12 protein-coding genes, 2 rRNA genes and 4 pseudogenes (1 of these 18 cut by a window edge) are annotated in these 18159 nt (G+C 58.5%); 9 read left to right on the top strand and 9 right to left on the bottom strand.

Going from position 1 to position 18159, the window contains the following annotated elements; translation table 11 throughout:
- Nucleotides 1-1918: ribosomal RNA gene (locus QMK55_RS00565) — 23S ribosomal RNA — on the top strand (it extends 974 nt beyond the left edge of the window).
- Nucleotides 1919-2063: 145 nt separating this feature from the next.
- Nucleotides 2064-2179 (top strand): 5S ribosomal RNA (rrf, locus tag QMK55_RS00560).
- 124 nt (nt 2180-2303) lie between these two features.
- On the opposite strand, the pseudogene QMK55_RS28525 reads toward rrf, so the two are convergent.
- The 3 genes and pseudogenes from QMK55_RS28525 to proP form a co-directional block, all read right to left on the bottom strand.
- Nucleotides 2304-2556, bottom strand: a pseudogene (locus QMK55_RS28525) (tryptophan-rich sensory protein); the annotation flags it as partial.
- Between the two features lie 72 nt (nt 2557-2628).
- Nucleotides 2629-3864 carry an MFS transporter gene (locus QMK55_RS00550; protein WP_320328389.1) on the bottom strand — a complete coding sequence of 412 codons (1236 nt, stop codon included), beginning with the start codon at nt 3862-3864 and terminating at the stop codon, nt 2629-2631.
- Nucleotides 3865-3996: 132 nt separating this feature from the next.
- A complete protein-coding gene (gene proP / locus QMK55_RS00545; RefSeq protein ID WP_102358842.1) occupies nt 3997-5499 on the bottom strand; it encodes a glycine betaine/L-proline transporter ProP in 1503 nt (500 codons plus the stop codon).
- A 238-nt stretch (nt 5500-5737) separates the two neighbouring features.
- Here proP and QMK55_RS00540 point away from each other — a divergent pair, with 238 nt between their 5' ends.
- Complete coding sequence (locus tag QMK55_RS00540; RefSeq protein ID WP_320328388.1) at nt 5738-7942, top strand: OsmC domain/YcaO domain-containing protein; 2205 nt, start codon at nt 5738-5740, stop codon at nt 7940-7942.
- 77 nt (nt 7943-8019) lie between these two features.
- A complete protein-coding gene (locus tag QMK55_RS00535) occupies nt 8020-8460 on the top strand; it encodes a hypothetical protein (protein ID WP_102358844.1) in 441 nt (146 codons plus the stop codon).
- Nucleotides 8461-8625: 165 nt separating this feature from the next.
- Here the strand turns inward: QMK55_RS00535 and QMK55_RS00530 are convergent, their stop codons facing one another.
- Nucleotides 8626-8907, bottom strand: a complete 282-nt coding sequence (locus tag QMK55_RS00530; RefSeq protein ID WP_102358845.1) for a hypothetical protein — start codon at nt 8905-8907, stop codon at nt 8626-8628.
- Nucleotides 8908-9185: 278 nt separating this feature from the next.
- Nucleotides 9186-10097, bottom strand: a complete 912-nt coding sequence (locus tag QMK55_RS00525; protein ID WP_320328387.1) for a LysR family transcriptional regulator — start codon at nt 10095-10097, stop codon at nt 9186-9188.
- Nucleotides 10098-10275: 178 nt separating this feature from the next.
- Between QMK55_RS00525 and QMK55_RS00520 the strand changes: the two genes are divergently transcribed.
- A complete protein-coding gene (locus QMK55_RS00520) occupies nt 10276-10713 on the top strand; it encodes a DoxX family protein (RefSeq protein ID WP_102358847.1) in 438 nt (145 codons plus the stop codon).
- 36 nt (nt 10714-10749) lie between these two features.
- Nucleotides 10750-11208, top strand: a complete 459-nt coding sequence (locus QMK55_RS00515; RefSeq protein ID WP_320328386.1) for a zinc-binding dehydrogenase — start codon at nt 10750-10752, stop codon at nt 11206-11208.
- Between the two features lie 121 nt (nt 11209-11329).
- Here QMK55_RS00515 and QMK55_RS00510 read toward each other — a convergent pair whose 3' ends face one another.
- The gene (locus QMK55_RS00510; RefSeq protein WP_320328385.1) at nt 11330-11851 is read right to left on the bottom strand and encodes an AAA family ATPase; all 522 of its coding nucleotides are present in this window, start codon (nt 11849-11851) and stop codon (nt 11330-11332) included.
- 57 nt (nt 11852-11908) lie between these two features.
- The gene (locus tag QMK55_RS00505) at nt 11909-12385 is read right to left on the bottom strand and encodes a hypothetical protein (RefSeq protein WP_320328384.1); all 477 of its coding nucleotides are present in this window, start codon (nt 12383-12385) and stop codon (nt 11909-11911) included.
- Between the two features lie 298 nt (nt 12386-12683).
- On the opposite strand from QMK55_RS00505, the pseudogene QMK55_RS00500 reads away from it, so the two are divergent.
- Nucleotides 12684-14610: pseudogene (locus tag QMK55_RS00500) on the top strand (tyrosine-protein phosphatase).
- Between the two features lie 297 nt (nt 14611-14907).
- Here the strand turns inward: QMK55_RS00500 and QMK55_RS00495 are convergent.
- Nucleotides 14908-15879, bottom strand: coding sequence for an AraC family transcriptional regulator (locus QMK55_RS00495; protein WP_320330232.1), 972 nt, complete (start codon nt 15877-15879; stop codon nt 14908-14910).
- Nucleotides 15880-16240: 361 nt separating this feature from the next.
- On the opposite strand from QMK55_RS00495, the gene QMK55_RS00490 reads away from it, so the two are divergent.
- Entirely contained in the window at nt 16241-17434 is a 1194-nt protein-coding gene (locus QMK55_RS00490; protein WP_320328383.1) for an MFS transporter, read from the top strand.
- Between the two features lie 196 nt (nt 17435-17630).
- Here QMK55_RS00490 and QMK55_RS00485 read toward each other — a convergent pair.
- Nucleotides 17631-17867, bottom strand: a pseudogene (locus QMK55_RS00485) (DUF6124 family protein); the annotation flags it as partial.
- Nucleotides 17868-17883: 16 nt separating this feature from the next.
- Between QMK55_RS00485 and QMK55_RS00480 the strand changes: the two are divergent.
- Nucleotides 17884-18128: pseudogene (locus QMK55_RS00480) on the top strand (YbiU family protein); the annotation flags it as partial.
- Nucleotides 18129-18159 lie beyond the last annotated feature (31 nt).

Raw genomic sequence — 18159 nt, 5'->3', positions numbered from 1 at the left:
ACCCAGACCGTCAGCTAAGGTCCCAAAGTTATGGTTAAGTGGGAAACGATGTGGGAAGGCTTAGACAGCTAGGAGGTTGGCTTAGAAGCAGCCACCCTTTAAAGAAAGCGTAATAGCTCACTAGTCGAGTCGGCCTGCGCGGAAGATGTAACGGGGCTCAAACCATACACCGAAGCTACGGGTATCACTTAGGTGATGCGGTAGAGGAGCGTTCTGTAAGCCTGTGAAGGTGAGTTGAGAAGCTTGCTGGAGGTATCAGAAGTGCGAATGCTGACATGAGTAACGACAATGGGTGTGAAAAACACCCACGCCGAAAGACCAAGGTTTCCTGCGCAACGTTAATCGACGCAGGGTTAGTCGGTCCCTAAGGCGAGGCTGAAAAGCGTAGTCGATGGAAAACAGGTTAATATTCCTGTACTTCTGGTTATTGCGATGGAGGGACGGAGAAGGCTAGGCCAGCTTGGCGTTGGTTGTCCAAGTTTAAGGTGGTAGGCTGAGATCTTAGGTAAATCCGGGATCTTAAGGCCGAGAGCTGATGACGAGTTACCCTTTGGGTGACGAAGTGGTTGATGCCATGCTTCCAAGAAAAGCTTCTAAGCTTCAGGTAACCAGGAACCGTACCCCAAACCGACACAGGTGGTTGGGTAGAGAATACCAAGGCGCTTGAGAGAACTCGGGTGAAGGAACTAGGCAAAATGGCACCGTAACTTCGGGAGAAGGTGCGCCGGTGAGGGTGAAGGACTTGCTCCGTAAGCTCATGCCGGTCGAAGATACCAGGCCGCTGCGACTGTTTATTAAAAACACAGCACTCTGCAAACACGAAAGTGGACGTATAGGGTGTGACGCCTGCCCGGTGCCGGAAGGTTAATTGATGGGGTTAGCTAACGCGAAGCTCTTGATCGAAGCCCCGGTAAACGGCGGCCGTAACTATAACGGTCCTAAGGTAGCGAAATTCCTTGTCGGGTAAGTTCCGACCTGCACGAATGGCGTAACGATGGCGGCGCTGTCTCCACCCGAGACTCAGTGAAATTGAAATCGCTGTGAAGATGCAGTGTATCCGCGGCTAGACGGAAAGACCCCGTGAACCTTTACTATAGCTTTGCACTGGACTTTGAATTTGCTTGTGTAGGATAGGTGGGAGGCTTTGAAGCGTGGACGCCAGTTCGCGTGGAGCCATCCTTGAAATACCACCCTGGCAACTTTGAGGTTCTAACTCAGGTCCGTTATCCGGATCGAGGACAGTGTATGGTGGGTAGTTTGACTGGGGCGGTCTCCTCCTAAAGAGTAACGGAGGAGTACGAAGGTGCGCTCAGACCGGTCGGAAATCGGTCGTAGAGTATAAAGGCAAAAGCGCGCTTGACTGCGAGACAGACACGTCGAGCAGGTACGAAAGTAGGTCTTAGTGATCCGGTGGTTCTGTATGGAAGGGCCATCGCTCAACGGATAAAAGGTACTCCGGGGATAACAGGCTGATACCGCCCAAGAGTTCATATCGACGGCGGTGTTTGGCACCTCGATGTCGGCTCATCACATCCTGGGGCTGAAGCCGGTCCCAAGGGTATGGCTGTTCGCCATTTAAAGTGGTACGCGAGCTGGGTTTAGAACGTCGTGAGACAGTTCGGTCCCTATCTGCCGTGGACGTTTGAGATTTGAGAGGGGCTGCTCCTAGTACGAGAGGACCGGAGTGGACGAACCTCTGGTGTTCCGGTTGTCACGCCAGTGGCATTGCCGGGTAGCTATGTTCGGGAAAGATAACCGCTGAAAGCATCTAAGCGGGAAACTTGCCTCAAGATGAGATCTCACTGGAACCTTGAGTTCCCTGAAGGGCCGTCGAAGACTACGACGTTGATAGGTTGGGTGTGTAAGCGCTGTGAGGCGTTGAGCTAACCAATACTAATTGCCCGTGAGGCTTGACCATATAACACCCAAGCAATTTGCGAACTCGAGAGAGGCCAGATTGCGGTGTGTGAAGACGAAACGAACCGAAAGTTCGAGAGAAACACACAAACTATCGCATACCCAATTTGCTGAAGCGTCGAAAGACGAGTCGGCACACCGAATTTCTTGACGACCATAGAGCGTTGGAACCACCTGATCCCATCCCGAACTCAGCAGTGAAACGATGCATCGCCGATGGTAGTGTGGGGTTTCCCCATGTGAGAGTAGGTCATCGTCAAGATTAAATTCCGAAACCCCAATTGCGAAAGCAATTGGGGTTTTGTTTTGCCCGCAGGAAAGTGGTTTGCTTTCCGCGCAAGGCGCTGCGAGGGGGGCTCTTTCCCCCTGTTTACGGTTGTTGCGCAGATCGAAAAATTCAGCGTGGTCGCCACTGATAGCCACATCAGGTAAAGCAGCAGGATCAGCCCGGTCCCCACATCAAAGTGCAGCACCGACACGACCATGACCACGACAACCAGCCAGAAACGCAAAGATCAATATCCCGGCAGGCATGCGCAGTGCGCCGAAAAAACCACCGGTGCCCACAAGGTATTGAGCGGCTATCTGCGCAGCCCACAGCGCGAGAATGTGCCGACTGCCCGGCAGCAAAGTCAGCCGCTAACTGGCACAGCTGATCACGAAGAAGTCCGTTTGGGGTGATGGGTTTCTTCGGTGTCATCAGGCAGCCTTTTACGTCGTAGCGATAACCGCACTGTGTCGATGCGTTAACGTCTCCGGTACCGACACCAATAGCAGCACAAACGCCACCCCCGCAATCACCGCCAGGGTCAGAAACGCCGCGCTATAACCTGCCTCTTGCACCACAAATCCCGCCACGCCGCTGCTCAACGCCGCGCCCAGGCCGAACACCGTCGAGAGAGCGCCGAGGCTGATGTTGAAGTGTCCGGTGCCCAGGGTCAGGTCTTTCACCACCACTGGGAACAGCGCACCAAAGATCCCGGCGCCGACGCCATCGAGTAGTTGCACTGCGACCAGCCAGTAAGGGTCGTCAGACAGCGTGTACAGCACACCGCGTAACGGCAGGATCAGAAAACCTGCAAGCAGCAACGGTTTGCGCCCCCACACATCGGCCTTGGCCCCGACCAGCATCACTACTGGCACCATGACCAATTGCGCAGCGACGATACAGGCCGAGGTCAGCGGCGTGGCCATCTGCAAGTTCACTTGCGCCAGTTTCTGGCTCACCAGTGGCAACATCGCCGCGTTGGCCAAGTGGAACAGGGCACAGCAGATGGCGAACATCAGCAGCGCCTTGTTGGTCAGCAGCACCGATAACCCTGAAGGTGCTTTGCCGTGTGTGGCGTCACTCGTGTCCAGGCCACGGGCGAGATCGTGGTCGATGGCATTGGCGTCGATGAAGCTGACGGCAATTACAGTGCACAAGGCCATGACCGCCATCAGGTAGAACACCGCCACCGGGCCGAAGAGGTAGGCAAAGCTACCCGCCAGCAGCGCTGCGCAAGCGTTGCCGGCGTGGTTGAACGTTTCATTGCGCCCGGTGCGCCAGGTGAATGCTCGGGGACCGGTGATCCCCAGGGTGATTGCCGAGATGGCCGGGGCGAACACCGACGCTGCGGCGGCACTCAAGGCTTGAGTAATCGCTACGAGGCTGAATGACGTGATGAAGGGCAGCACTACACAACTGCCGGTCACCAACAACGCGGCAATCGCGATGACTGCCCGTTTGCTGCGGGTGTTGTCGACGAGTGCGCCGGCGGGTGTCTGAGTGAGGAGGGCGGCTACACCGGCGAGGGTCATCAGCAGCCCGATGCTGGCCGGTTCCCAGTGATGCACCGCCAACAGGTAAATGGCGAGATAGGGGCCGAGCCCGTCGCGCACATCGGCCAGGAAGAAGTTGAGGCTGTCCAGCGAGAGATTGTTGCGACGATTGGAGTGATTGATCACGCTGGCTTCTTCAGTAATCGAGGTTCAAATGACTCAACCTCAGCTAACTCAGCGGCATGTCGGCTGAGGATTTAGTTTCACACCGAGCGAAGGTGGCCACTCCAATTCGCTTCGAGCGGCCACGTTATGACGTCAGTTAATGCGTGGATGCTGCTGCACCAACTCCTTGCGCCTGGCTTCCAGTTCGGCGATTTCCGCGTCGATATCTTCGATTTTCTGTTCGATGTTGTCGTGGTGTTCCTTGAGCAGTTCCTTGGCTTCCTCAAGGTCCGATGCAGCCGGTGCGGCACCACGCAACGGCTTGTTGGCAGTCTCTTTCATGGTCACGCCGGTGATCAGGCCAACCACGGCAATCACCATCAGATAGTAGGCCGGCATGTACAGGTTGTCGGTACTTTCCACCAGCCAGGCCACAGCGGTCGGCGTCAGGCCGGCGATCAGCACCGAGACGTTGAAGGCAGCGGCCAGTGCGCTGTAGCGGATGTGCGTGGGGAACATTGCCGGCAGGGTCGAGGCCATCACGCCGATGAAGAAGTTGAGCAACACCGCGAGGATCAGCAGGCCGGAGAAGATCAGGCCGATCTTGCCGCTGTTGATCAGCATGAACGCCGGAATTGCCAGAAGGAACAGGCCGATGCTGCCGACAACGATAAAGGGTTTGCGACCGATCTTGTCGCTGATAAAACCAATTGCCGGTTGCACGAACAGCATTCCGACCATGATCGCGATGATGATCAACACGCCACGGTTTTCGCTGTAGTGCAGGTTGTGCGACAGGTAGCTGGGCATGTAAGTCAGCAGCATGTAATAGGTGACGTTGGTCACCGCCACCACACCGATGCAGGTCATCAGGCTGCGCCAGTGTTTGGTCGCGACTTCCTTGAACGAGATTTTCGGGCCGCCGGCCAGACCTTCGCGATCACCTTCTTCGAGTTTTTCGACGTGCTGCTGAAACGCCGGGGTCTCTTCCAGCGCGTGACGCAAATACAGGCCGATCATACCCAGCGGCAGGGCGAGGAAGAACGGCAGGCGCCAGCCCCATTCGAGGAATTTCTCTTCGCCGATGATTGTCGAAATCAGCACCACCACCCCGGCACCGAGGACGAAACCGGCAATCGAGCCGAAGTCCAGCCAACTGCCGAGGAAGCCGCGTTTGCGATCGGGAGCGTATTCTGCGACGAAAATCGACGCGCCGGTGTACTCACCGCCAACCGAGAAACCCTGGGCCATTTTCGCCAGCAGCAACAGGATCGGCGCCCAGATACCGATCGACTCATAGGATGGAATCAGGCCGATGGCGAAGGTGCTCAGCGACATGATCACAATGGTCGCGGCGAGGACTTTCTGCCGCCCGTACTTGTCGCCCAGCGCACCGAAGAACAGGCCGCCCAATGGCCGGATCAGAAACGGCACCGAGAAGGTCGCCAACGCTGCAATCATCTGTACGCCAGGATCGGCACCAGGAAAGAAGATCTTGCCCAGTGCATAGGCGACAAAACCGTAGACCCCGAAGTCGAACCATTCCATGGCATTGCCCAGTGCGGCGGCGGTGATCGCCTTGCGCATCTTGGCGTCGTCGACAATGGTGATGTCTTTCAATCCGATCGGATTGACGCTGTTTTTCCTTGATTTCATGCGGGTTACTCATAGCTGAACGGATTCAATGCCATTGTTTTGCTGGCATGGGCTCTTTGCGTCAGATACAAGAAGACACGAAATAATTCACTGCTAATGGCATTTTTGTCGTCCGACTGCGCAGACGCACGACGCGACGCGGCGGTCCGCTTGGTACGCCATTACGCAAAAGCACAAGACGTCGGGCTGAAAACCCGGATAATGGCCGCCAATTGTTTTTGCTCTCTGGTAAACCCGCATGGAAATCAAGGTCAACTTTCTCGACAACCTTCGACTTGAAGCCAAGTTCGACGACTTCACGGTGATCGCCGATCAGCCCATTCGCTACAAGGGCGATGGCTCGGCACCGGGGCCGTTCGACTACTTCCTGGCGTCGTCGGCCTTGTGCGCGGCTTACTTCGTGAAGCTGTATTGCGAAACGCGCAGCATCCCGACCGACAATATTCGTCTGTCGCAGAACAACATCGTCGACCCGGAAAACCGCTACAACCAGATCTTCAAGATCCAGGTCGAATTGCCGGCGGATATCTCCGAAAAGGATCGTCTGGGCATCCTGCGTTCGATCGATCGCTGCACGGTGAAGAAGGTCGTGCAGACCGGCCCCGAGTTTGTGATCGAGGAAGTCGAGAACCTCGACGCCGATGCGCAAGCGCTGCTGATGCCGCATTCGACGTCGGAGGCGGGCACCTACATTGCCGGTAAAGATCTGCCGCTGGAGCAGACCATCGCCAACATGTCGGGGATTCTCGCCGACCTGGGCATGAAGATCGAAATCGCCTCGTGGCGCAATATCGTGCCCAACGTGTGGTCGCTGCACATCCGCGACGCGCACTCGCCGATGTGCTTCACCAACGGCAAGGGCGCGACGAAAGAGGGCGCACTGGCCTCGGCACTGGGCGAGTTCATCGAGCGCCTGAACTGCAACTTCTTCTACAACGACCAGTTCTGGGGCGAGGACATCGCCACCGCAGAGTTCGTGCATTACCCGAACGAGCGCTGGTTCAAACCCGGCCCGAAAGACGAATTGCCGCCAGAGATTCTCGACGAATACTGCCTGGACATTTACAACCGCGACGGCGAGCTCAAAGGCTCGCACCTGTACGACACCAACTCCGGCAACACCCAGCGCGGCATCTGCTCGCTGCCGTTCGTGCGCCAGTCGGATGGCGAGGTGGTGTATTTCCCGTCCAACCTGATCGAAAACCTGTTCCTGAGCAACGGCATGAGCGCCGGCAACACCCTGGCCGAAGCGCAGGTGCAGTGCCTGTCGGAGATTTTCGAGCGCGCGGTCAAACGCGAAATCCTCGAGGGCGAAATGGCCTTGCCAGACGTACCGCAGGAAGTGCTGGAAAAGTACCCGAGCATTCTCGCCGGAATCAAAGGCCTTGAAGACCAGGGCTTCCCGGTGCTGGTCAAGGATGCATCGCTGGGCGGTGAATTCCCGGTGATGTGCGTGACCCTGATGAACCCGCGTACCGGCGGGGTGTTCGCCTCGTTCGGCGCGCACCCAAGCCTGGAAGTGGCGTTGGAACGCAGCCTGACCGAGTTGCTGCAGGGCCGCAGTTTCGAAGGTTTGAACGACTTGCCGCAGCCGACCTTCTCTGGTCAGGCAGTGACAGAGCCGAACAACTTCGTCGAGCACTTCATTGACTCCAGCGGTGTGGTGTCGTGGCGTTTTTTCAGTGCCAAGGCCGATTTCGAATTCGTCGAGTGGGACTTCTCCGGGCAGGGCGAAAACTCCAATGCCGAAGAAGCCGCGACTCTGTTTGGCATCCTCGAAGGCATGGGCAAAGAAGCGTACATGGCGGTCTACGACGACCTCGGTGCCAACGCTTGCCGGATCCTGGTGCCGGACTACTCGGAAATCTATTCGGTGGACGACCTGATCTGGGACAACACCAACAAGGCCCTGCAGTTCCGCGCCGACATTCTCAACCTGCACAGTCTGAGCAAGGTTGGCCTGCGCAATCTGGCACAGGGGCTGGAAAACAGTGAGCTGGACGATTACACCGACATCACCACGCTGATCGGCATCGAGTTCGACGACAACACGCCGTGGGGCAAGCTGACGATTCTGGAACTGCGCCTGTTGATCTGTCTCGCCCTGCAGAAATATGAGCCGGCCAAAGACCTGGTCGAAGCTTTCCTGCAATACAACGACAACACTGTAGAGCGCGGTTTGTTCTATCAGGCCGTGAACGTATGCCTGGAAATGGAACTGGACGAGGATCTGGAACTGGCCGATTACGAAGCCAACTTCCGCCGCATGTTCGGCGACGAGCGTATGGACGCGGCGATCGGTTCGGTCAACGGCAGCGTGCGTTTCTACGGGTTGACGCCGACCAGCATGAAGCTCGAAGGGCTGGACCGTCATCTGCGTCTGATTGACAGCTATAAGAAACTGCATACGGCACGGGCCAATGCGGCAGGGTCGAATCGCTGATAGCGAGCCGCGTGGTGAGGGGATCTGTCCCCTCACCAGATTTTGTTTTGCCGCTAATGGATCATGGAGAACCAGGGATGGACGAGAAGGTAGTGAAGTCGAAGCTGGTCAACTTTCTGGTGGCTGACGTCGAGGTGGATTACGAAGGTGCAGGCGATTTTTACGATGCTGCCGGCAGTGGCAATGTTGGCGCATTGGCTAGCGTGCTGGAGGGTTTCCAAGAGGTTTACGGCGGGCTGTGGGTCGGTGGCAAAATGACCCTCACGAATGCCGCAGTGTACTTGAACGCCAACGCCATGAACCGCTTGGTTCAGGACGGCACACTGGACATCAGAGTGCCGCTGGGGATGATCCGCAAGGTCACTCTCGAAGGCGGCTTCATCACTAAAATCGTCTGCCTGGATACGGATGCCGGGAGCATTCTGTTCCGTTGCTATGGCGCGAAGGATGTCGTTGCGTTGATCGAAAAGTCGATCCAGCCACGGGTTTCGACAGCGGTGCTCAAGCGCGGAGCCTAGTGTGCTCGTGTCAGGCGCCGTTACTTTGGCTTGCACACCGCAATCGCCAGCAGGCTAGCTCCCACATAGAATCTGCGGCAGCCGCCCATCCTGAGTCCACCCAATAACCCTGTGGGAGCTGGCTTGCCAGAGAAAGGGCCGTATCAGCCAACATCATCGGCGCTATCAGCGCTTGCACTGCGCCTGCACCACCTGGCAAGTGTTCGGTGTACCTCCGGATCGGCTCGCGTAACGCATGCAGTTATTCATCGATTTCTTGCGCGCCATGCTCAAGGTATCGCCCCAGGCCAAACCGCCTTCGCCGGAGGTGGGCACGGCTTTGGCGTAGCAGTTGGAGCCGTTGGTGGCGTAGCGTTTGCTTGAACAGCCCGCTGTCAGCGCCAGGGCGGCGGCGAGCAGGCTGAGCAGGAGCCAGGACGAGCATTGGCGTGCAGTGATTACGGTCATCTGGGTTCCTCATTGAGTCAGGCGCTTCAATTACCTGACTGACAGTCGTTGGGCATTATCCAGCAATCGATACAAGGAAGCGCCCCAATGCGTACACCTGGATCTCTGGCCGCCGCCAATCCTGAATCCAGCGCAGTAACCCTGTAGGAGTGAGACCGCTCGCGATGGGGCTATATCAGTCACCATCTCTTTGGCTGACAGACCGCAATCGCCAGCAGGCTAGCTCCTACAATGATTGCGGGCAGGCCCCAAGGTTGTGAGACCTGCAGAAAATGCACTTACTCATTCCCCCGTACACTCTGCTGCACAAACCGCTCGATCAACCACCGCGCCGCCGGCCCTGGTGGCAGGTCGGTGCGGTAGATGACGTCGAACGGGTAAATCCCGCTCTGGTATTCCGGCAGGTTCAAGCGCACCAACCGACCAGACTGCAAATCCTCCTCGACCATCGGCAACGGCATGTTCCCCCAGCCAATCCCTTCGCGCAGCAACATGTGTTTGGCACCCAGATCCGCCAGACGCCAGGTGCGGTTGCTGAGGACGGCGAAGTCGCGGTCCTTGGTCAGTTGCGAACGGTCGGACAACACCAGTTGCGTGAACTCGCGCCCGGCGCCGGGGACATTCGCTTCGCTGGCCGCCAATGGATGATGCGGCGCTGCCACCGGAATCAGCTCGACAGTGCCGGCGCCGATTCTTTCAATCGCCTCGATGCCTTCGTTCATCGGCCCGCTGACGCCAATGATCGCGCCGCGATTGATCACCCGCTCAGTCACTGCCCCCAGGGCCTCCATGTGCAAGTGCAGGGCGACCGTGGGAAATGCCTCGCGAAACGACTTCAAGGCATCCACCACCCGCTGCGGCGGCAGCATCACGTCGAGCACCACATGCACTTCAGCTTCCAGTCCCTGCAACAGGCCTTTGACCCTGGCGCGCAAGCCATGCACGCCGTTGGTGATGGTCCGAGCCTCGGCCAGTACCGTGCGGCCGGCTTCGGTGAGTTGCGGTTTGCGCGTGGTCTGACGATCGAACAGCGTCACCCCCAGCTGCAATTCGAGGTTGGCAATCGAATAGCTGATCACCGAAGTCGCGCGGTGCAGCTTCCTCGCCGCAGCGGCGAAGCTGCCCAGTTCCACCACCGTTAAAAACACCCGCAGTTGATCCAGCGTCGGCGTGCCCGGGTCAGAAATCATGGCTGTTTCCTCGTCATGTCCAGCGTAGCGCTATCGTCGCTGAGGACTATCAGCTTGTCTATTTTATAGAACGTAATGATCGAAATTAGTCGGCTATTTAGGTTAGCTGGCCGGGCGCACCATTTCCTCACTCGGACGATTCATCTCGGATCGCCCCAAATTCGAAGGAAATACCGCCATGACCACTACCGCAAACATCGCTCAAGCCACTACTGAACAATCCCGCAACGACGTCACCCAGGCCTCGGCCTCGTTGGTCGGCCGCATCCTGCTCAGCGCCATCTTCATCCTCTCCGGTTTCTCCAAACTGGCGGCCCCGGCGATGATGATCGGCTACATCAACTCTGTCGGGCTGCCGTTGCCACAAGTGGCGTTGGCCCTGGCAATCATCGTTGAAATCGGTGGCGGCCTGGCACTGATCGCCGGTTACCGCACCCGCACCGTCGCCGCTGTGCTGGCCGTGTTCAGCGTGGTTACCGCGCTGGCGTTCCACAACGCACTGGGCGATCAGAACCAGTTCATCCACTTCTTCAAGAACATCGCCATGGCCGGTGGCCTGTTGCAAGTGGTCGCGTTCGGCGCCGGTCGTTTCAGCCTTGACGCTCGTCGTCACTGATACCGCGCTATCCACCCCAATCGATCGAGGTCTCCCATGAAAGCCATCCGCGTTTACGAATACGGCAATCCCGAAGTGCTGCAACTGGAAGAAGTCGCCGACCCTGTGGCCGGCGCCGGTGAAGTGTTGATCGAAGTCGCCGGGGCAGGGGTCAACCCGATCGACTGGAAGGTGTTGTCCGACGTGGACGTAGTGCTCGATCTGGTCGGTGGCGACACGCAGAACCGTTCGTTCCGCGTGTTGAAACGCGATGGTCTGCTGATCTCGCCGGTCAGTGCGCCGAGCATGACCCTGGCCAACGATTACGGCGTGACCCCGATCAACTTCGCCACCCGCTCTGACGGTGCGCAACTGGCGCTGATTGCCGAGCTGTTCGATCGTGGCCACCTCACGGTTGATGTCGAAGTGTTCCCGCTGAGCGAGGCGCAACGTGCGGTGGAGAAAAGCCTGAGCCGCCGTGGTCATGGCCGGTTGGTCCTTGATCCTTCGAAGTAGTTCGCCGCACCCAATTGCACTGTGGAGATCGTCTTGCTCCTCACCGAGCAAGCGCTCAAGTCGGGTCCACCATTTGACCCGACTTGAGCACGCCATCAGCAAAGTCGGTGCTTTACCCGCATCAGCGCAAAACTGTTGGGCGTGGATCAGTCAGTTGGCGCACGACGATCTCCACCGCCTGATCCACGGCGAGAGTCGCTGTGTCGAGGCAAAGGATCGGCTGCGTCCAGGCTTCATATTCGTGATTCACCACAGAGGACCAGGTCGGCGGCGTCAGGCCCGCTATGTCTGATTGCCGATGTTCCACCCGACGGCGATGCTCACGCGGGTCTGAGCAAATCACTTCGATGTTGAGCAACGGCGCGCCCGAGCGAGTCGCAATGTCGATCCACGCTTGCCGGCTTTCAGCGACGGGATTCACGCCATCAACCACGACACTGTGGCCGGGACGCAGGTTGTTCATGGTCAGTTCGTTGGCGACCCTGTAACCGCTGCTGCCAACCTCGTCAGCCAGAACCCCGGCGTTGCGGATGGCCTGTTCGATCGTGTCGATACGCAGATAGGTCGCGTCCAGTCGGGTCGCGAGTGACTTGGCGATGGTGGTCTTGCCGGTTCCTGGCAGGCCGCTGAACACAATTAGCATTGGCACTCCTTGTTCGCCGCGGCCCATGTCGCGTGCACAGTGAATTGCGATCCTGACTTACAAAGCCCACATCCGAACCAGTGCAAATTGCAGATCCACAGGTACGCATGTCCGGCCATCGACCCACTCATCTTCGCGAAGACGGCGTCCGGTATTGGTTTCGCGCTCGCCTTTGGCGATGACCAGGACGAACAGGCGGGTGGGGCATTCGAAGGAGCGCAACCGGTCGACATCGGCCCGCACCGACCAATCGCCTTCCAGACACTTGGCCTGCGAGACATCGCCCAGGCACTTGATTTCGGCGACCATCCTTGTTGCGCCAGTGTCATCCAATGAGTACAGATCGGCTTTGCGTCGATCGCCTATCGGCAGGTCTGTCCAGATCTCGACCTCATCCTCGAACCAGGCACGAAGGCTGATTTCGGCTTGAATCCAATGCTCGCGGCAACTGTTGAGTTGCAACACTTGCTCAAGGTTCTTCTCCATGCCGCGAAAAGCCCGTTCGAACAACTCGAGCCATTGAGTGGTGTCCATTTCACACGTCCTGTGTCAGTCCATTTGGGGGAGGGATTATGGACGGAATCCCCTTCAACCGAAAACCCCACGTTCACCACCGAACCCTGTGGGAGTGAGCCTGCACTGGGATCTGTGGTTCTCACCCATTCCGTTTTCAACGCAGTCTGCAGCTGATTTTCACCGACCCACACGGACAAAAAGCGCAGCCCACGGCCCAATCGCGCAGCCATTTCCTTGCGCAGTCGTTCTGTCATATTCGGTATCACTTGATTGCAGATAGTAGCCAGCCCAACGCTAATTCCAATGAGGCTGCACTGTGTTTCAACGTCTTGTGTGTTCGCTGTCTGTTCTGAGCCTGTCCATCGCCGCAGCCCACGCTGCCGAGCCTGTGGCGCTCGACGCGCCGCGGCTGAAAAGCATCGACAACTTCCGTGATGTCGCCGGCCTCACCACCGCGTACTCCACGGCCCACGACGGCACAATGCGCGGCGGCGTGTTCTACCGCTCCAACGCAATCACGCCGTCGGCAGCGGATCTGGCGACCCTCAACAGCCTCGGCATCAAAGCTGTCTACGACCTGCGTACCCCGAGCGAAATCGCCGGCACGCCGGACACCCTGCTGACCGGTGCGACCTACCAGAACATCGACATCATCGGCAGCACCACTTCGGGCGCGAACATCACCACCGTGTCGTTCAAAAGCGCCGCCGACGCCATCGCCATGATGGAACAGACCAACCGCGCCTTCGTCAGCGACGCAGGGATGCGCGGTCAGTTCGGCAAGCTGTTCAACGAACTGGCCACCACCGACGGCGCGCAACTGTTCCACTGCACCGCCGGCAAGGACCGCACCGGCTGGACCGCTGCCGTGTTGCAAAGCATCGCCGGGGTCGACAACGCGACCATCATGGCCAACTACCTCGCGACCAACGACTACACCGCCGCCCGCGTCGCCGCGACCCTCAAAGCCATGCCGCCGAGCATGGCGTCGATCTATGGGCCGTTGCTCGGCGTGCAGGCCAGCTACTTGCAGGCCGGCCTCGATGAAGTCACTGCCGAATACGGCAGCATGGACAACTACCTCAAACAAGGCCTCGGCCTGTCGCAAGAAACCCTCTACGTGCTGCGCGGCAAACTGGTCGAGTACAACAGTCTGCCGGGTCAGGCCGGGTTGATCGGCAACGCGGCCGCCGGTGCCGAATTGCTCCGCGAGTTGCAGAACACCAGCCTGTCCGGCACCTACAGCGCCTACAACTACTACCTGCAATCAGCTATCGACGCCGGCTCCCTCGGCGGTGTCGATACCCAGGTCGGCGGTCAGGTCCACGCTGACGCCGCCAGCTACTTGCTGCGCCAGAACGCAATGATCGAACAAGCCGCCGCGCCTTACGCCAGCGGCTCCGACCTGAAAGTCGGCCAATACCGCTTGTGGACCGCCGCGCTCGCCGGCTACCTCGGCACCGATGGCTCGTCCCACGCCGAAAGCAGCAACGAACACAGCCAGGGCCTGATGGTTGGCATCACCCAGCGCTTCTCCGAACAACTCAGCGCGCGCGGCGGTTTCGGCTACAGCAAAGGCACCGTCGGCGGCGCGGGAGGCGAGGCTGATACCGACTTCACCTTCTTCAATCTCGGTGCCCGCTACGGCTTCACCAGCCTGGAGCGCGGGCTGTTCGTCGACGCCAACGCCAGTGCTGGCTACGTCGACTACGACAGCAAGCGCGAGCTCGGCGGCGGCCTCGGCACGGCCAAGGGCGATACCCACGGCAGCCTCACCGGCGCCACGCTGGCGCTGGGTTACCGAGCACCAGTCAACGGCATGATCCTCGAGCCAAGCCTCGGCTTGCGCGTCAGCCACCTCGACCTCAAAGGTTTCAAAGAGAAGGGCAGCGAACTGTCACTCGACATCGACGACAACACCGCCACCCGCCACCCGCCGCAGCGCCGTCGCCAACCTCAACGTGGCGTTCGCCCCGGTGGCGATGGGCGACTGGCAACTGGTGCCGGGCGTGCAGGTCGGCTACGAACGCTCGCTGGGCAACAACGACGTCAACAGCCAGGGCCACCTGCTGGGCCTCGACATCGAACAACGCGCCGCCTTCGACAACCGCGACCGGTTCAGCGGTGGCGTCAACCTGATGGCCAGCCTCGGCGCCGTCAGCGTCGGCGCGGAAGTCGGCGCCAGCGGCGGTGGTGACAGCCACGGCTTCAGCGGCAGCCTGAAGGCCAGTTACGCGTTCTAAAAAAGGGATAACAGCGCAAGGTCAAGGATGACCACCATTCACAAAACACCACCAAAACCCTGTGGGAGCGGGCTTGCTCGCGAAAGCGGTGTTTCTGTGACATGCGTGCTGGCTGACACGACGCCTTCGCGTTCAAGCCCGCTCCCACATTTGGATCCCGGCCAGCCACTAACCCAGAGTCCACCATATAACCCTGTGGGAGCGAGCTTGCTCGCGAAGACGCCATGTCAGCCAACATCACCATCAACTGATCCTCCGCGTTCGCGAGCTCAAATGGCTGCCCAGCATATGAGCCTATTAACCCCGCCCCCTCAGCTCCGCCGGGCTCACCCCATACGCCTGCTGAAAATACTGACAAAACCGCCCGACATTACTGAAGCCAAAACGCAGCGCCACCTCCGTCACCGACGCCGAATGCCGCTGCCCCAGCGCTTCGAAAGCCCGCTCCAGCCGCACCTGACGCTGATACGCCACAATCGACGTCCCGACAAACCGCCGAAACCCCTCCTGCAACGCTCGCTGACTGACATTGCTCAACCGCGCCAACTCGACACCGCTCACCAGTTGTTCCGGATGCGCCCGAATAAACTCCACCGCCAACTTCACATGCCGCGGCGCCACCCTCGGCGCGGGCTGGCGCAACGCCTCGGTAAAATTGTGCGGCCACGCCTCCAGCACCGCATCAATCAACATCTCGCGCAACCGCGACGGCATCAGCGTGCCGCTATTGAGCAACAGATCAAACTCCGTCCCCGTCGCCAGATCAATCAACGCCTTGATCCCCTGAAACGCCGCCGTGTGCAGATCCACCACCGGCTCAAACACAATCTTCTGCACAATCGGCCGCCCCAACAACGCCGACAACCGCTCAGTCAGATGCCCACGATTAACCGAAATTCCGTGATGCGCATGATCGTCGAGAAACCGCATCGAGCGAATATCCGCCTTGTCGATCGCCAACCCCACCTGGGCCATGCCAACGGACTCGGTGCGGTGGTTGAACACAATCTTGCCGGCTGTGGGAATCACGAAAGTGATCTCGTCCTGCGGGTCAGGGAAGGTGACGGTGAAATCACCGTGGTAATGCATGCGACGGAAACTGACGCCGTCGTGCCGCCCGTAGACGCCGCCGATGATGATGTTGGGCGGCGGCGGCGGGGTGTCGGCGTAGCGGTTGCCGAAGAGACGGGAGAAGAGGGCGCCGAAGTCTTCGGAGTGGAGGTTTTTGGAGCGGAGGATGATTTTTTGGCGGGGTGGGGTTGGGGACACCTTGGGGGGCACCTTTTGTTGGGGCTCTTGGTTAAGTGGGGGAGGAGGCGGACGGGAGGTTAGCAGGTTGGGGGTGACAGATTTGTGACCGGAAATTCAGTCGCTGGTCGATGGGTGGTAAGCGTCTGGTAGACACACCTTGCGATGGGCAGCCCGCTGCGACCTAAGACTTTCTCTTAGTGATACAGCGGTTTTGGCCACCATATGAGGGCTAGCAAACTCGCTGCCGGGAGGCCCTTGTCGAGGACCCGCGCCGGTACCGGCGCTTGAATATCGTAAGGGGCGCGCGGCCGTTAATTTTCATTGATAATCGGCACGCTGCACCTGCATTCAGGGACAAATCATTCAAGGGAGAGAGGTCGTGTCAGCCATATCTGGAAACAGCAACATTTTTCGACTGGCAACCGCCCAGGCATTGGGGGGTGGTAACTCAGTCATCGTCTATGCAACCGGCGCTATTGTGGGGGACATGCTTGCACCGGATAAAGCATTGGCGACGCTGCCTATCTCCATTTTTGTCGTGGGTATGGCGAGCTGCACGCTACCTGCCGGCGCCATTGCGCAGCGCTATGGGCGCAGTCTCGTATTTATGCTGGGAGCGTTGTGCGGCATCCTGATGGGAGTGTTGGCTGCGATTGGCATTTATTTGTCTTCCTTCTTCATTTTCTGTGCTGCGATGCTGTTTGGTGGCGCTTATGCTGCTGTGGTGCTGACGTTTCGTTTCGCCGCCGCAGAATGCGTTCCAGAAAACAGGCAACCCTGGGCACTTTCAATTGTCATGGCTGCCGGGCTAGCGGCGGGTGTACTTGGTCCACAGACTGTCACCTATACGATGGACCTATGGGAGCCCCACCTGTTTATCGTTACTTATGTTGCAGCCGCATTAATGGCGGTGGTTTCGGCGGCGGTGCTGCTAGGTGTCGATTTTCCACGCCTTGATGCGGCTGTTTGTGCTCCAGGTCGCCCGCTTGCGGTGATTGTTCGGCAGCCTGGACTCATCAACGCCATGCTCTGTGGTGTCATAATTTACACTTTGATGAATTTCCTGATGACTTCGGCCCCACTAGCAATGAAGCATGAGGATCTTTCACTGGGATCATCGAATCTGGCATTGCAGTGGCACGTAATTGCAATGTATGCGCCCAGTTTTTTCACTGGAAATCTAATCCGTCGTTTTGGGGCTAACCGCGTTGTGTTGATGTGGTTGATGTTAACCGGTGCTTCTATTGCTGTCGGGTTTTCCGGCATGCAGTCCTACCACTTTTATCTATGTTTGGTGCTTCTGGGGATTGGTTGGAATTTCGGTTTTGTCGGCGCCTCTGCGCTCGTCCTTCGGTGCCATAAAACAAGCGAAAGAAACAGTGTCCAAGCGCTCAATGATTTCATTGTCTTTGGCGCCGTGGTGCTCGGCTCGTTTGCATCGGGAGGTATATTGAATCGATACGGTTGGACCGTTATCTGTGCGCTTGCCTTTGTACCTGTACTGGTTGCTATAGCGACGTTGATGTTGAGCGAGCATCGCGTCAGATATTCAACTCAGGAACGCACGAGCTAGTTCTGCGGGGCTGGATTAGCCTCCAGGCCATGATTCGACTCACTCGGAATACGGGCTGAAAGGATCTGAATCGCCCCGGATTCTCTAAACACATTCGAGAGGCAGCTTCTGTCTGAAAGCAGACGATTCACACATGCCGGTTTCTGACAGATCCCTCCGTGACGCTCACCATGGGGCGCCACGGAGGGAGCGTTCGCTACGCCGTCGGCACAACGTTATCCAACGCCTGATTCACCGCCAACTCCCTCAGCATCACCACCTGCGCAATGCCCAGTAGCGTCTTGCGAATCGGCCCCTCAACCAACGCGGCCACCCCCCCCAACATCACTGTCGCCGCCCCCAATGATTCACTGGCGTTCGCCAGCAATTCCTCGGTGGCGATTTTGGGATTGGCGAGGAACATGGCGTTGGGTGTGTAGGGTGTTGCCATGATCGTTTGACCAGATCAGCTGCTGCGGCCGCTGCTCGATGATGTGCCCGAAGACGCGTTATGTGGGGTGCGCCGGGCAAGGTGCTGCCGGTGTCGCCGCAATGGCATCCGCTGTTGGTTGCGGGGCTGAGTCCGATTCCGGATGTGCTGGCCGGCGATTCGGTGTGGTGGCATTGCGATGTAATCCATAGCGTTGCGCCAGTGCAGAACCAGCAAGGCTGGGGCAACGTGATGTACGTGCCGGCGGCGCCGATGTGTCCGAAGCCACATTCAGTGAACTCGGCCCTCAAGCCTT

The organism is Pseudomonas sp. P8_229 (assembly GCF_034008635.1).
Classification (GTDB): domain Bacteria; phylum Pseudomonadota; class Gammaproteobacteria; order Pseudomonadales; family Pseudomonadaceae; genus Aquipseudomonas.
This window is presented reverse-complemented; position numbering and strand designations above follow the sequence as displayed.

Bases quoted from the DNA above. Each gene is read 5' to 3' on its own strand.
- QMK55_RS00530 (WP_102358845.1), bottom strand. From the start codon at position 8,907: ATGACCGTAATCACTGCACGCCAATGCTCGTCCTGGCTCCTGCTCAGC.
- proP (WP_102358842.1), bottom strand. From the start codon at position 5,499: ATGAAATCAAGGAAAAACAGCGTCAATCCGATCGGATTGAAAGACATC.
- QMK55_RS00515 (WP_320328386.1), top strand. From the start codon at position 10,750: ATGAAAGCCATCCGCGTTTACGAATACGGCAATCCCGAAGTGCTGCAA.
- QMK55_RS00535 (WP_102358844.1), top strand. From the start codon at position 8,020: ATGGACGAGAAGGTAGTGAAGTCGAAGCTGGTCAACTTTCTGGTGGCT.
- QMK55_RS00505 (WP_320328384.1), bottom strand. From the start codon at position 12,385: ATGGACACCACTCAATGGCTCGAGTTGTTCGAACGGGCTTTTCGCGGC.
- QMK55_RS00510 (WP_320328385.1), bottom strand. From the start codon at position 11,851: ATGCTAATTGTGTTCAGCGGCCTGCCAGGAACCGGCAAGACCACCATC.
- QMK55_RS00525 (WP_320328387.1), bottom strand. From the start codon at position 10,097: ATGATTTCTGACCCGGGCACGCCGACGCTGGATCAACTGCGGGTGTTT.
- QMK55_RS00540 (WP_320328388.1), top strand. From the start codon at position 5,738: ATGGAAATCAAGGTCAACTTTCTCGACAACCTTCGACTTGAAGCCAAG.
- QMK55_RS00520 (WP_102358847.1), top strand. From the start codon at position 10,276: ATGACCACTACCGCAAACATCGCTCAAGCCACTACTGAACAATCCCGC.